Consider the following 13,594-nt stretch of genomic DNA (forward strand, 5'->3'; position numbering starts at 1 on the left):
TAAATGAAATCTATCTAAATATTGTATTTCGCCACACGGTACGGTTTTACGTTGCTTTAACAATCATCGATAATTCTTCAATATCAATAATAGATATTTATTTCACTATAATATTATTATAATTATATATCGCCGACTGAAAGCGAAATTTTTACTTTACACTCTCCATTCTAGATAAATTCGATCCGAAAATATATTCTCATCATCCAGCACCCATTTGCGAATCCCTCCTTTGAAGCCCAAGCATTCCTGAACATAATCGCGTGGAGAAGAACTCAGTTTGTCTATCGCTATTGCTTGAGTTCGCGTCTCGACCATCCTCCCAGCGCCCCGAGTGACGGCAATAGCGCGGAGGCGCGTCCGCAGGATTGATCGCACGCATAAAACCTTACGGGGGCCGCCTGGCCTCCGCAGACAAACTTGTCAGTTGTTGATCCGCCAAGATGCCGATCAGGCTCCGTAGGGCACCCAGATGTTCTTCACTTGTATGGCCCTGCGCAAATAGTCACGGCCCTGCCCTTGTGTACGGTCAAGCCAATCGGGCTGACGCCCGTTATTGACCCAAGTAGCCTTCAGGTTGCCCGCAGACGCCCGCTCTACCATCGCGCTTCCATCAGCCGAACCGAAATACCAGATTGCTGCAACGTCATCATGCTCGGCCAGCGTCTTTGCAAGCAGATCGCATTCGCCGGTGACAATGTTGATGACCCCGCCGGGCACATCCGAAGTGTCCAGCACTTGATAGAAATCACCGGCAATCAATGGATGGCGCGACGACGGGATGACCGCAACGCGATTGCCCATGGCGATTGCCGGCAGCACCAGCGACACCAGCGAGAGGAGCGGCGCCTCATCCGGGCAAACGATACCGACAATGCCCCACGGCTCGTTCATGGCAAGCGTGACGTGGCGCGACTTGGTGGAGTGTACCGCGCCATCGAACTTATCAGCCTGGGCGGCGTAATAGGAAATACGGCGCAGAGATGCGTCAAACTCGTCCTTTGCCTTCTTTTCGCTTACACCGGTACTATCGATGATGCGGACGACAAATTCGTCGCGACGCGCATCGAGGTTCTCTGCCAGATAATAGAGCACCTGCGCGCGGTTATGGGCGGTTGCGGAACTCCAGCCCGTTGCCTTGGATGCTGCTTCCACAGCATTTCGGATGTCCTTGCGGTTGCCTATTCCGGCCATGCCGATCACGGCGTTGCCCTTGCCGGCCACCGAATAGCTGTAGCCACCGTCGGGGCGGGTTTGCTTGCCGCCGATATAGTTCTTCATGGTCCGATCAAGGCCGTCGATCGCCATCTTGCTGTCAGCATTCGGCAATGCAGACGGCGTAAAGGCTTCAGCGGGCTTGTTGACCGGCAGGCTCTTTTCCCAGTCTGCCGCCAGATATTCGTAAAGCCCTTCGCGCGCACCTTCACGGCCGAAACCACTTTCGCGGTAGCCACCAAAACCTGCACCGGCGTCCAGCATATTAGTGCAGTTGATCCAGACCACGCCTGCCTTGACGCGGGCTGCCAGATCAAGCGCGACATTGATGTTTTCCGACCAGATGGAGGCGGCTAGGCCGTAGCGGGTGTTGTTGGCCAGCGAAACGGCTTCATCCGGCGTGCGGAATGTGGTTGCCGCAGCAATCGGACCAAAAATCTCAACCTGGCAGACCGTCGACGCCTGATCGACATCGGTGAAGAAGCCGGGAGCGACGAAATTGCCGGTGGCCGGCAGCGGGTTGGAACTCTGCCAGAGTTCACCGCCCTCCTCCACGCCCTTGCGGACCAGATCCGTGATGCGTTTCACCTGAGTAGCGGAAACAATCGCGCCGACATCGGTCGACTTGTCGAGCGGATCACCGATCCGCAGGGTTTCCAGCCGCTTTTTCAGCCGTGCATAAAATTTCTCGGCAATGCCCTCCTGCACCAGCAGGCGGGAACCGGCACAGCAGACTTCGCCCTGGTTGAACCAGATCGCGTCAACAACACCTTCAACCGCCGCATCAAGATCGGCGTCCTCGAAAACGATGAAGGGTGACTTGCCCCCCAGTTCCAGAGACAGTTTCTTGCCCGAACCGGCGATCTGCTCGCGAATAACGCGGCCGACCTTGGTCGAGCCGGTGAAGGCGACCTTATCGACGCCATCATGGCCGCAGATCGCAGCGCCGGTCGAGCCATCGCCCTGGACGACATTGACGACACCGGCCGGAAGGCCGACCTCGTGGCAGATTTCCGCAAAGGCGACAGCCGCCAGCGGTGTCAGGTCAGCAGGTTTCAGCACTACGGTATTGCCGGCGGCAAGCGCCGGCGCGATCTTCCAGGCCAGCATCAGCAGGGGGAAATTCCAGGGGATTACCTGACCGCAAACACCGACCGGTGAGAAACCACGGAACTCGTCTTCCACCATTTCGGCCCACCCGGCGTGATGGTAAAAGTGGCGGGCGACGAGTGGAATGTCGATATCACGGGTTTCGCGAACCGGCTTGCCGTTGTCCATCGTTTCCAGAACCGAAAGGAAGCGCTCGCGCTTTTGTATATGACGGGCGATGGCGTAGAGATAACGGGCGCGTTCGTGACCCGACAGCTTCGACCATTTTCCGAAGGCCGTGCGGGCGGCCTTGACCGCCTGATCCACGTCTTCCTCATTGCCGCAAATGATGTCCGCCAGCTTGTCCCCGTTTGCGGGGTTTGAAACGGCAATCGTCTTGCGGCCATCGGGAGAAACAAACCGGCCGTTGATATAATGACCGAACGAACGTCCGTGAGTGTCGAGCCACTGCTTCACATCACCATTGGCTTCGGGGGAAGGTCCATATTCCATGGTTTCCAAAATGTCCTTGATGGGTCGCATTTTTTCAGTCCTTATGCGGCAGCGTGATGATGAGCGCTGGAATAGCGGCCGGTTACGAAATGTTCGAGCTGCCGCTCGATATCGCCAAGCATCGAACTGGCGCCGATGCGGAACAGGTCTGGCTCCAGCCAGCGATTGCCCAGTTCCTCCTTCATCAGCGTCAGCCATGACAGCGCGTCCTTCGCCGTCTTCAATCCGCCTGCGGGCTTGAAGCCGACCATCTGGCCGGTCAGTTCGCCGTAATCGCGCAGCGCCCGCACCATGGTCAGACTGACCGGCAGAGTGGCGTTGACCTCCTCTTTGCCGGTGGAGGTCTTGATGAAGTCCGAGCCCGCCTGCATCGCCACCATCGAGGCTCGATAGACGTTGGTCAGCGTGTTGAGATCGCCCGTCGCGAGGATAGCCTTCATATGGGCGTCGCCGCAGGCTTTACGCATCGCGGCAATCTCGTCGTAAAGTGCGGTCCAGTTCTGCGTCAGAACGAACTCGCGGGTTATGACAATATCGATCTCCTTGGCGCCTTGCTCGACCGCATAGCGGATTTCGGCCAGCCGCTGCGGCAGCGGTGTCAGGCCAGCAGGAAAGCCCGTGGCCACCGATGCGACCGGAATAGCCGAGCCTTCCAGCGCCTTGACGGCGTGGGGCACCATGGTCGGATAAACGCAGACGGCGCCGGTGGTGATGCCGGCATCCGCAAGGCCGAGTGCCTCGAGAAGGTCTTCCCGGACCGGACGGCGCGCTTTCGCGCACAGGCGGCGTACGCGACCGGGCGTGTCATCACCAGACAGCGTTGTCAGATCGATGCAGGTGATGGCCTTGATCTGCCAGGCGACCTGGTATTCCTTCTTAATCGAGCGCCGGGCGGTGATTGTCGCTGCACGCCGTTCGGAGGCACTGCGATTGATCGATACATCTTCAAACCATTCCGGTTTGAGAGCGGTGCCGTTATTTCTGGGAAATGCTTCGCTCATTTTCTGTCCATTTTTCTGGTCAGGCCGCGGCATTGGCATGGTCGCGGCAAAAAGCCTCGAACTCTTCGATGCTGGCATAGGCCTTCTGTGTTCCGGGACGGGTGATGGAATGCGCCGCGTAAAGCGATGCCTTCTTCAGGGAGGATACGACCTCGCGCGTTTCGGCGTAAAAGTGGGCAAAGGAGCCAATAAAGGCATCGCCCGCACCCGTGGTGTCCCTGGGCGTTACCTTGACGGGTTCGATGTTGACGATTTCGTTGGAAGTAATCATGCGCGCACCACGCCCGCCCAAGGTAACGATGACGGTGCGAATGCCGCGTGCGATCAGCGAGCGGGCGGCGCTGACGATGTCTTCGTCGGTGTCGGTCGGTAACCCCGACAGCAAGGCAAGCTCGCTCTCGTTCGGCACGAGGAAGGTTACCTGACGGATGCGCTCAGGATCGAGATTGGCAGCGGCAGGCGCGGGATTGAGGATCGTCTCGATACCGTTCTGGGCAGCAAGTTCGATGGTATGGTAGACAGTCTCAACCGGCACTTCCATCTGCATCAGGATCAAGCCACACTCTTTCAGATCTGCGGCCGCCTTGTCGACCTCCGCAGGCAAAAGGTCGGCATTGGCTCCTTTGACGATGAGGATGGAATTCTCGCCTGATTGTTCGACGAAGATCGGTGCGACACCGCTGGATTTGCCAGCAACCTTCACCACATGACGCGTATCAACGCCAAAGCTCTCGAGGTTGCGGATGGTGTTATCCGCGAAGACATCGTCACCGACCCGGGTGACCATCATCACTTCAGCACCAAGGCGCGCCGCGGCAACCGCCTGGTTGGCACCCTTGCCGCCGCACCCCATTTCGAAGGTGGGCGCCTCAAGTGTCTCGCCCGGTCCGGGCATACGGTCCACATAGGTGATGAGATCGACCATGTTGGAGCCGACGACCCCGATTTTCTTACTCATGCCGATATTCCCCTGCTTATCTATTTTAAAGGGCGCTGATCCTGGCGCCGAACTCATCGGCGGCAGCGCGGTCGAGATAGCCCAGCCGTACCGGAAACACCCTGCGTTCACCCGGTGATAGTCTCTGCACATTGTTCTTGGCCTTTTCCGCCTGATAGCCTTCCGGCTCGCAGGTGGATGGCAGGGCGAATGCGGCAACCTGCGAATCCCCGTTGACCAGGATCCAACGCACTGTCTTCGGGAAGGCGGCGAGCGGATAGGAGATGGCAAAGCCATCTCCCTCACGTCGTTGCATCATCAGATGTGTCAGCCCCTCACCGTCTGCCTGCAGGCCATTGATGTAGAATACCTGTTCAGGGTCGTAACGTTGCGGTTCGTCGAGCACCTCCATGGCGGAAGGCTGACATGCCAGCGTCTCCAGCAGGGAAAAGTAATCGGGGGTTGGTGTGACGTGGCCGGGTACGGCAGTTCGCACCCTCACTTGCTCCGGCGTGTAGGGCACCGGCTGAACAATTTGCGCACCCTCGGCATAGGCAAAGTTCACATGGCACATATACATGAGATCCATAGGCGCTGAAGACAGGTTCTGGATGTCCATGACCATGTCAAAAAGCGTGTCTTCAGCACGCAAAGTCACGCTGGGGCGAGCCAGATAATTGGCACCAAAGCCCATGACATATTCGACTTCCCCGGTTGCACGCACGTAGGCGCCGCGGGAATCGTGTCCGATGACAAGACCGGCTTTGTCCATGACGGCACAGGGCATTTCGCCATGCAGGGCATGATTATCTTGCGGCGACGGGCAGCCGTTGCGCAACATGCCGCTATGGAATGCAAAACATCCGTATGTCTCGACGATTGAACCGGCTGGTCGCGGCATCGAAAAGCGGCTTCCCATAGTCAGGTCAACGCCGTTGAATTCAACGCTCCAGATCATCTGCCCCATGAATGGCAATAGGACGATCCGGCCGTGGCGGTTCTCCAGTTGCAGCGCTTCAACGCCGGTGGCATAGCGGAAGGTGGTAACCTTCAGCCCATCGGTTGCGGCTAAAAGATGCGGGACATCGGTGAAGTCTCGGCTGCGGAGATGAAATTCTGTCGCCTGCATGGGATCACCTGCCGGGGTTTCGCCATGCATTGATGGCGATCACGAGAATGAGGAATGCGCCCCAGATGAAGTCGATCAGGTGGTTGGAGAACCGCATCATCTGAAAGCCGGAAGAGAGCAGCATGAGGGCGACAAGCGCAATCGCAACGCCAAGAACGCGCCCTTTCCCGCCCGCCGGGTTTGTGCCCCCGAGAACGGCAATCAGCACCGCCTGCAGCAGATAGGACGCGCCGTAGTCGGATTTAGCTGCATTGGTCCGCCCAGACAGAATGATCCCCGCCAGTGACGCCAGCACGCCGGTAAGCATATATGAATACAGCATCATGCGATCCTTGCGGATGCCAGCAAAGACGGCTGCCCGCGGATTGGTCCCGATCAGCATCAGGTTGATGCCGAGCGTCGAGCGCGTCAGCAGGATCGCCACGATAATGCACACGGCGATGAACAGCAGGAACGGCGTTGCTATACCGAAGACTTTACCGTTACCGATCCAGTTCCACGCGTCAGGAAATCCGACAATTGCCGGACCGCCGGTCAATACCAGCGCCAGCCCCATCAGAATCTGACCTGTGCCGAGTGTCGCCAGGATCGGGGTAATGCGCAATTTCGCCACCAAAAGGCCGTTGATCAGACCGGACAGTAGGCCAACCACCATCGCGAGCACGATGCCAAGCCCTGTGTAGAACACGATGCCCGACGTGGAGGATTGCCCTGACTGAACCATGGTGGAATGGAAATAAATGCCGGCGACAATGCCCGCCAGATTGGCAATTCCCACCACGGACAGATCGATGCCACCGGTCAGCATTGCGATCATCATGGCGATGGAGAGGATCCCCAGTTCAGGCATGATGTAACTGATGGATTCGAAGTTGTAATAGTTCAGGAACTTGCCGGGGTTCATCCATGTCATCAGGGCAAAAACGATGATGGTGATCAAAAGCAGCTGAACGATGTTGTTGTCGTTGCCGAAAAGCCGACGCATATCGAACGAATTCTTCATGATGCGCTCTCCCGTCACGCTATGCTTTTACGGTCACGCCATGCCGTGATGGCAGTGGCAATGATGATAATCAGGCCGACAACAACGCGCTGCCAGGTGGTGTCCACCTTCATGATGATCAGGGAATTTTTGACCATCACCAGCATGAACACGCCCATCAATGTGCCGAGAACCGTGCCGCGTCCGCCAAAGATTGACGCACCGCCCAAAACCACGGCTGCGATCACGTCGAGTTCGAGCCCGACAAAATCGCGCGGGTTGGCAAGCCAGATCATCGAGGAATGCAGCAGGCCCGAGAAGCCCGCCAGCGCACCGGCGATGCAGTAGACAAAGAAGATCGTCGCGCCCGTATTGAAGCCAACGCGCTTTGCGGCCTCAGGAGAGCCGCCGTAGGCATAAACGCTGCGCCCGATCATGGTGTAGGTGAGGATGAGATGGATGACAAACGCCAGCCCCAAATAGACCAGGAACATCGCGGTCAGGCCGAAAGTCGATCCCGTGGCCGAGGTCAGAGAGATCACATCGGTCTTGCCGAACTCGATCAGCTCCTTCGGCATCTTGTTGATGTTGACGATGCTGGTGCCGACGAGGCCGAGAACAAGACCGCGCACAATCGAACCTGTCCCGAGCGTCACGATCAGCGGGATCATCCTGAAACGGTGAATAATGAAACCGTTAAACGCACCAAGAGCCAGTCCAATCAGCGTCGCCGCAACGAAGGGAATGAGCACGCCATCATAACCGAGATAGACCATGCTGCGCACAGTCAGATACATCGCGGCAATAGCGAATGCCGTAAAGGATACGTCGATACCGCCCGAAATCATCACCAGCAATACGCCGAGCGCCATGATGCCAATCACGACATTGGAGCGCAGCAGGCCGAAAATGTTGTCGAGCGACCAGAAGGCCGGATTTATGAGACCGATAATGACCATGGCCGCGAGCAACACGCAGGCGATAATGGATTCTGTGTTTCTCAGGAGTTTCATGACTTGCGGCCCCTCAATTCAGCATCTTGAGCCGGTCATTGACGGCGTCTTCAGTCATGCTCTCCCCCGACAATTCGTCAACGAAACGGCCGCGATGCATGACCAGCACGCGGTTGCAGTTCTGCACCAGTTCCGGCACATCGTCGGAAATCATCAGCACAGCTAGGCCTTCCTTTTCGGCCAGCCCGCGGATGATGTTGTGGATCTGTGCTTTGGAACCGACATCGACGCCGACGGTCGGTCCGTTGAGGATCAGCACGTTGGCGCCCGTCAACAGCCAGCGGGCCAGAACCACGCGCTGCGCGTTGCCACCGGACAAATGGTTGACCGGCGTGTGCGGCCCCGGCGCCACGATCTGCATGGCCGAGAACATATCGCGGGTCGTCTCATTCGCCTTTTTGCGATTGATGAAAAGACCACGGACAAATTTCTCAATCGACGTGACAATGATATTGCGCTCGATCGATTGGGTCAGGAATAGCCCCTCGGTCAGGCGGTCCTCCGGCACATAAGCGACACCGCAGGCAATAGCTTCTTGCACACTCCTCGGGTGTACCTCGCGGCCTGCAATGCGCATTAAACCGGTAAAATCGGGTCGCATTCCAAACAGCGCCAATGCAAGTTCGGTACGGCCAGAACCGATCAAGCCCGAAATACCGACGATTTCACCCGGCCTCAATGTAAGGGCGGCATTGTCCACGGAACCCGGAACCGTGAGATTGCGCACTTCCAGCACCGGCGTGTCGGCGCCCTCCGGGGCAGCCCACTGGTAGCTGTGGGCAGTCATTTCTTGTCCCGTCATCGCGCGGGTAATCGCCGGCTCGTCAAATTCGGCAATCGGTCCTTCGGCAGCCTTCTTGCCATTTCGGAAAACTGTCAGGCGCTCGCTGATTTCAAGCATTTCCCGCATCTTGTGGCTGACGAAGAGCACGGCGATGCCCTGCGCCTGAATATCGCGAACAATCTTGAAGAGGGCATCCACCTCATAGCGCGTCAGCGCCGTGGTCGGCTCATCCATGATGATCAGGCGCGCATCAGCCATCACAGCGCGGGCTATCGCCACGATCTGCTTCCCCGAAGTTGGCAGGCTTTCGACATCCGCATCAAGATCGATATTTACGCCCAGGCGGTCCAACGCTTTCTGGGCCAGCTGTCGAACCTGTCGCCAGTCGACCGTCTTGCGACCTTCCATCAGGAGGGTGTTGATCGCCAGATTCTCGGCCACCGTCAGGTTTCCAAACAACGAAAAATCCTGATAGATCACCTGGATACCGTGGTGAACGGATTTTACCGGATCGAGTTTGCCGACGGGCTTCCCGTCGATCAGAATCTCGCCATCCTCAGGCGTGTAAACCCCGGACATGATTTTAATGACGGTGGATTTGCCGGAACCGTTTTCACCTGCAAGGCAATGGATTTCGCCCGGGCGAATGCTCAGCGATACGTCGTCGAGCGCCTTCACGCCGCCAAACCGCTTGCCGATATGGCGCAGCTCGATCAGATTTTCAGTCATAATGGCCTCGTGCAAGCCTGGAAAACACGGGGTGTAAAAGGAGAGAGGGTTACCCCTCCCTCCGCGGTTCGGATCAGAAGTCGTACTTGTCCATGTTTTCTTTGGTTACGCCGACCCAACCTGCGCCATAGAGCAGATGCGGCTTGGAGGCGTCAGGCACCAGCACGCTTTCGTAACCAGGCAGGCCAAGGTTCAGGCCGGCCTTGATCTGCTCGTTCTTCTTCTCGAGAACCGCGACAGCCAGCATGTTCATGGCGTAACCGGCAACGGCCGGATCCCAGAACTGAATGTACTGGATATTGTCGTTCTTGATATATTCGCCGGCAACGGAAACAAGGCCCGTGCCCGAGAAGAAGACCTTGCCCGACAGACCGCCCTCGGCGATCAGACGACCCGCACCCGCGGATGTCGGCATCGGAGCGCCGAGAATACCGGTGATGTCAGGATAGGCGGTCATCGCCTCCTTAAGCTTGGTATAGTCGGTATTAGCGTCGTCATAGGTTTCCAGCCGCTCGGTCGCCTGCGACATCTCCGGGAAGTTGGCCTTCTGGTATTCGACGGCGCCGTCGATCCATTCCATCTGCGACTTGGACGTCAGGCTGCCAACGGTAGCGACATATTTGCCCTTGCCACCCATGGATTTGCCAAGTTCCTTCATAAGGTTCGCACCATAGGCCTTATTGTCGAAGGCTTCTATGTCGAAATCCACATTCTGGATGTTGGAAGCCTCATGGCTGATGACAACAATGCCGCGATCACGGGCTTTCTTCAGGACCGGCTCCACCGCTTCGACCGAGAACGGCACGATGGCAATGGCATCTACGCCCTGCGCGATGAGGTTTTCAACGATCTGCACCTGGGCGGCAGCATCAGCTTGGCTTGGGCCAACCATCCAGACATCATTTCCGGTATCACCCTTGAACTGCTCAACACCATCGCGCATGCGGTCAAACCATGCGATGCCATCCACCTTCACGACGGTTGCGATCGTGTATTTCTTGCCGCTGGCCGCGGTGATCAGCTCCTTGTTGACCTTCGATGTATCGACAGCGCTCTGCGCAAAAACAGCCGACGCGGAAAGCGTCGCAACAAGCGCGATGGTTGCGAAGATTTTATTCACGGATAACTCCTCCCTTTGAAATTGCAACGTGCCGGACTTCTATCAATCGCAGCACCCGCTATTGTTCGATCCCAAACGCCGGCGACCGCTCCTCATGCGTCCAACGCCTCCTCATTCTCCCGGAAAGGCTTCCCACGCCCTGGTAGCCGCGCCTCAATGTGGCCCAGAATCCTGTTGTTTTCCTCTCCTGATAATGCGAACTATCATGATACAATTCGATCATTATGTTTCGATCGTTTCATGTTTGTTATTCTTCTGTCAAGCGCAGAGAGTGGCGATTGCGAGCAAAGCGACACCGAAATGTGAAGAGCAGCGAGAAACCGAAAGCGAAAACAAAGTGAGCAAAATAAGTGCACGCAATGCCAGGTTGGACGCGCTGGCCAGGCTGGTCCAGGAAACAGGCGTCCTGAGGCTGCGGGACGCCGCGTCCCGGCTTGGCGTATCCGAAATTACCATTCGTCGCGACATTGCCGCCGATGGCGAACGATTGAGCTGTCTTGGCGGCTACATCATTCCGGTTCAGGACGGCGCAGTCAGCAGCGACTATGTGCTGGAGCAGGAAAAGGACAGCCATGCGGCGGCCAAGATGCGCGCATGCACGCAGGCTGCGGCTTTGATCGAGCCACATGACACTATATTCATCGACTGTGGAACGACGATGCCGCATCTGGCGCGGCAGATTCCGGTAAATGCACATGTCACCGCCATCTGCTATTCTCTCAATGTTGCCGAGGAGCTGGCAAGCAGAAACGATGTCCGCCTAATCATGCTCGGCGGACTCTATCATCCGGAGGCGGCCTCGTTCTCGGGGGATGAGGGCTTTGAGGTGCTGAAGCGCGTCAATATCAACAAAGCATTCTTGTCTGCAGGCGGCGTGGACGGACATCACGGCGTGACTTGTTCGCATTTTCATGAAGTGCCGATCAAACAGATGGTCATGCAACGCTCAATGCAAAAGCATCTTGTGGTTGACAGCAGCAAGTTCAGCAAGGTGCGGGCGGCGCGCTATGCTTCCATCGGCGACTTCAATTCAATTGTTTCGGATCAACCCTTACCTTTTGTAAAATAAGCGGAAAATGGCGCGCGTTTCCGCTGCTCCTCGAAGGAGGCATCGACTATTACCCATGGCCTTTTCGGGCGGATCATTCGGGGTGTTTTTCTCGGCCTCCCGAAGCGGGAAATGCTCGAACCTCCCCTGCCCAGGACGGGTTCTATCGATTCCATGATGGCTGGTACAATCTCATCGCAGCTTGACCAGTTGCGGACGTCGAGCTCCATGCCGGGGGAGGAGGATAACAATTAGCCAAAGATATCTATCTGGCTGACCTCGACCTCCACTTTCGTCAGGCGTTCCAGGAACTCGGCAGTTTCGTAAACGGCACCGTGGAACATAATGTCCGGCCGTCGGCACATAGGGCTATCGCGACATGCTGGTGAAGGTCTTACCGACATTATGATCCGGTCTGAGGCAAAGATCCTTGAAAGCTCCCCGTGCCGTCTAGCTGACTTTTCGACGCCCCCCTATCTGATGAGCTTACGATTTTTCTGCATAAACTCCTCCTGTCGATCAATCGGGTTCAGGTTTCAGTTCGCCGTGACAAGCCGGCATATCGAAGCGCGATAAAGGCCATGAGACCGGCAGCAGAGAACGCATTCAGATTGAGAAACGTTGCAAGATCGCCTGCCGACCAGGATTGCACCCCCGCGCCCAGAAATGTGCGCGAGCAGAAGAACTGCCATCGCATATTGCCAGAGTTTCTCGTCCGCACGGAACGAAATGGCCACCAGCATGATGCAGGCCGCAAAGAAAAATTCGGTGCCGGATGCATGGCCGAACATCGCCGTTTCAACCAGGGTATCGAGCCTTCCGACAAGAGGAAGCGCCAGGCGCGCAGCCAGATGTGATTTCTTTGCAAGAAACGGAATCGCAGGAAAAAAAGGCAGCGACAGCACGGTAATGAGCGATGCCACAGCAGCATCGGCGTCGACCAGATACCAGACATAAAGCGGATAAAACGGCTTGTTGAGGATGATGACCCAGGCAACGGTAAGTGTCGCTTTTGTCAGGTCATAGGTTACGGCCAAGCCCGTCCGCCTATCGTCCCTTCCAAGTTCCATCAGGCCGTCTTCTCCGTTAGCGCCAAGCAGGCTGCTGGCCTAGATACGAAGAAAAGACTGGTTTGGCTTCAGTCGCGAGACAAAAGTACGATGGTGGTTCCGTAAATCGACGCGCAAGCCGCGCCACTTTGGAAAACCGCACCGAGAATATCCGCTGTCATCAGAGAACCGCAGAAGCAATCAGCCGCCGCAAGCGGCTTTTCAAGGTATTGTCGCGGCTCGTCTTTATCGATCAGACGCTGATGGTAACTGCTGTGCCGCCTACACGACGAGATCCGGGTTCTTCCACAGGCGGAACCCGCCTTCGAAAGCCAGAGCGTTGTCTCCGCGTCTGCACTTCGGCGGCAGATTTTCGAGCTTCTCCACGTTGCCGCCGCCGATGACGACCTCATCCGGTTCAAGAGCCGCGCTCAGGAGCTCCACAACGTCTTGGACGCGCTTTTGCCATTTCGCGTTGCCTTTCTTTTCCCGATAAGCCTCGCTGACATAATGCTCGTAGGTTTTGCCCTTGCGGTAAGGAAGATGGGCGATCTCCATCGGCTGGGCAACATTTTCGACAATCATCGCGGCGCCCAAACCCGTGCCGAGACCGAGAAACAACATGCGTCCGCCCTTGTAAGAACCAATCGCCTGCATGAGCGCATCGTTGACGATGCGAACGGGACAATCGAAAACGCCCTCATAGTCATAGCCAACCCAGCCTTCGCCCAGATTGACCGGTTCCCGAAACGGTTTGTTGTGAACGACCGGGCCGGGATATCCCATGGCGATAACGTCATAGGTCATATCCTTTGCCATGGCGGTTACCGCGGCGACCATTTCCTGTCCCGTCATTGCCTTGCCGCTTTCAACCTTGCGCTCTTCGCCACCTGTGCTCAAGCGGATCTTCACGTGATTGCCGCCGATATCAATTGCAAGAACGGTTTGATCCTCTGCCATGTACTGGCCTCCGTCGACTATGCGT

General features: G+C 56.9%; 11 protein-coding genes and 1 pseudogene. 2 read left to right on the plus strand and 10 right to left on the minus strand.

Features of this window, described 5'->3' with window-relative positions; genetic code table 11:
* Positions 1–450 precede the first annotated feature (450 nt).
* The 8 genes from JZX88_RS13090 to JZX88_RS13125 all read right to left on the minus strand — a co-directional run bounded on the left by JZX88_RS13090 (position 451) and on the right by JZX88_RS13125 (position 10,512).
* Positions 451–2,847 carry an aldehyde dehydrogenase family protein gene (locus JZX88_RS13090; protein ID WP_065116750.1) on the minus strand — a complete coding sequence of 799 codons (2,397 nt, stop codon included), beginning with the start codon at positions 2,845–2,847 and terminating at the stop codon, positions 451–453.
* A gap of 11 nt (positions 2,848–2,858) precedes the next feature.
* Positions 2,859–3,818, minus strand: coding sequence for a deoxyribose-phosphate aldolase (gene deoC / locus JZX88_RS13095; protein ID WP_065117094.1), 960 nt, complete (start codon positions 3,816–3,818; stop codon positions 2,859–2,861).
* Between the two features lie 19 nt (positions 3,819–3,837).
* Positions 3,838–4,776, minus strand: a complete 939-nt coding sequence (gene rbsK, locus JZX88_RS13100) for a ribokinase (RefSeq protein ID WP_065116751.1) — start codon at positions 4,774–4,776, stop codon at positions 3,838–3,840.
* 25 nt (positions 4,777–4,801) lie between these two features.
* The gene (locus JZX88_RS13105; protein WP_065117095.1) at positions 4,802–5,884 is read right to left on the minus strand and encodes an aldose 1-epimerase family protein; all 1,083 of its coding nucleotides are present in this window, start codon (positions 5,882–5,884) and stop codon (positions 4,802–4,804) included.
* Positions 5,885–5,888: 4 nt separating this feature from the next.
* Complete coding sequence (locus tag JZX88_RS13110; RefSeq protein ID WP_065116752.1) at positions 5,889–6,887, minus strand: ABC transporter permease; 999 nt, start codon at positions 6,885–6,887, stop codon at positions 5,889–5,891.
* A 14-nt stretch (positions 6,888–6,901) separates the two neighbouring features.
* A complete protein-coding gene (locus tag JZX88_RS13115; protein WP_065116753.1) occupies positions 6,902–7,879 on the minus strand; it encodes an ABC transporter permease in 978 nt (325 codons plus the stop codon).
* Positions 7,880–7,892: 13 nt separating this feature from the next.
* Positions 7,893–9,392 (minus strand): sugar ABC transporter ATP-binding protein, encoded by a 1,500-nt coding sequence (locus JZX88_RS13120; protein WP_065116754.1) that lies wholly within the window; start codon positions 9,390–9,392, stop codon positions 7,893–7,895.
* Between the two features lie 73 nt (positions 9,393–9,465).
* The gene (locus JZX88_RS13125) at positions 9,466–10,512 is read right to left on the minus strand and encodes an autoinducer 2 ABC transporter substrate-binding protein (RefSeq protein ID WP_065116755.1); all 1,047 of its coding nucleotides are present in this window, start codon (positions 10,510–10,512) and stop codon (positions 9,466–9,468) included.
* A 337-nt stretch (positions 10,513–10,849) separates the two neighbouring features.
* Between JZX88_RS13125 and JZX88_RS13130 the strand changes: the two genes are divergently transcribed.
* Entirely contained in the window at positions 10,850–11,581 is a 732-nt protein-coding gene (locus JZX88_RS13130) for a DeoR/GlpR family DNA-binding transcription regulator (protein WP_065117096.1), read from the plus strand.
* A 48-nt stretch (positions 11,582–11,629) separates the two neighbouring features.
* Positions 11,630–11,766, plus strand: a pseudogene (locus tag JZX88_RS26110) (histidine phosphatase family protein); the annotation flags it as partial.
* Positions 11,767–12,096: 330 nt separating this feature from the next.
* Here the strand turns inward: JZX88_RS26110 and JZX88_RS13135 are convergent.
* Positions 12,097–12,597 carry a hypothetical protein gene (locus JZX88_RS13135; RefSeq protein WP_246753477.1) on the minus strand — a complete coding sequence of 167 codons (501 nt, stop codon included), beginning with the start codon at positions 12,595–12,597 and terminating at the stop codon, positions 12,097–12,099.
* Between the two features lie 294 nt (positions 12,598–12,891).
* Entirely contained in the window at positions 12,892–13,569 is a 678-nt protein-coding gene (locus JZX88_RS13140; RefSeq protein WP_206913831.1) for an ROK family protein, read from the minus strand.
* Positions 13,570–13,594 lie beyond the last annotated feature (25 nt).

The organism is Agrobacterium sp. OT33, assembly GCF_017313365.1.
Taxonomy (GTDB): domain Bacteria; phylum Pseudomonadota; class Alphaproteobacteria; order Rhizobiales; family Rhizobiaceae; genus Agrobacterium; species Agrobacterium rhizogenes_A.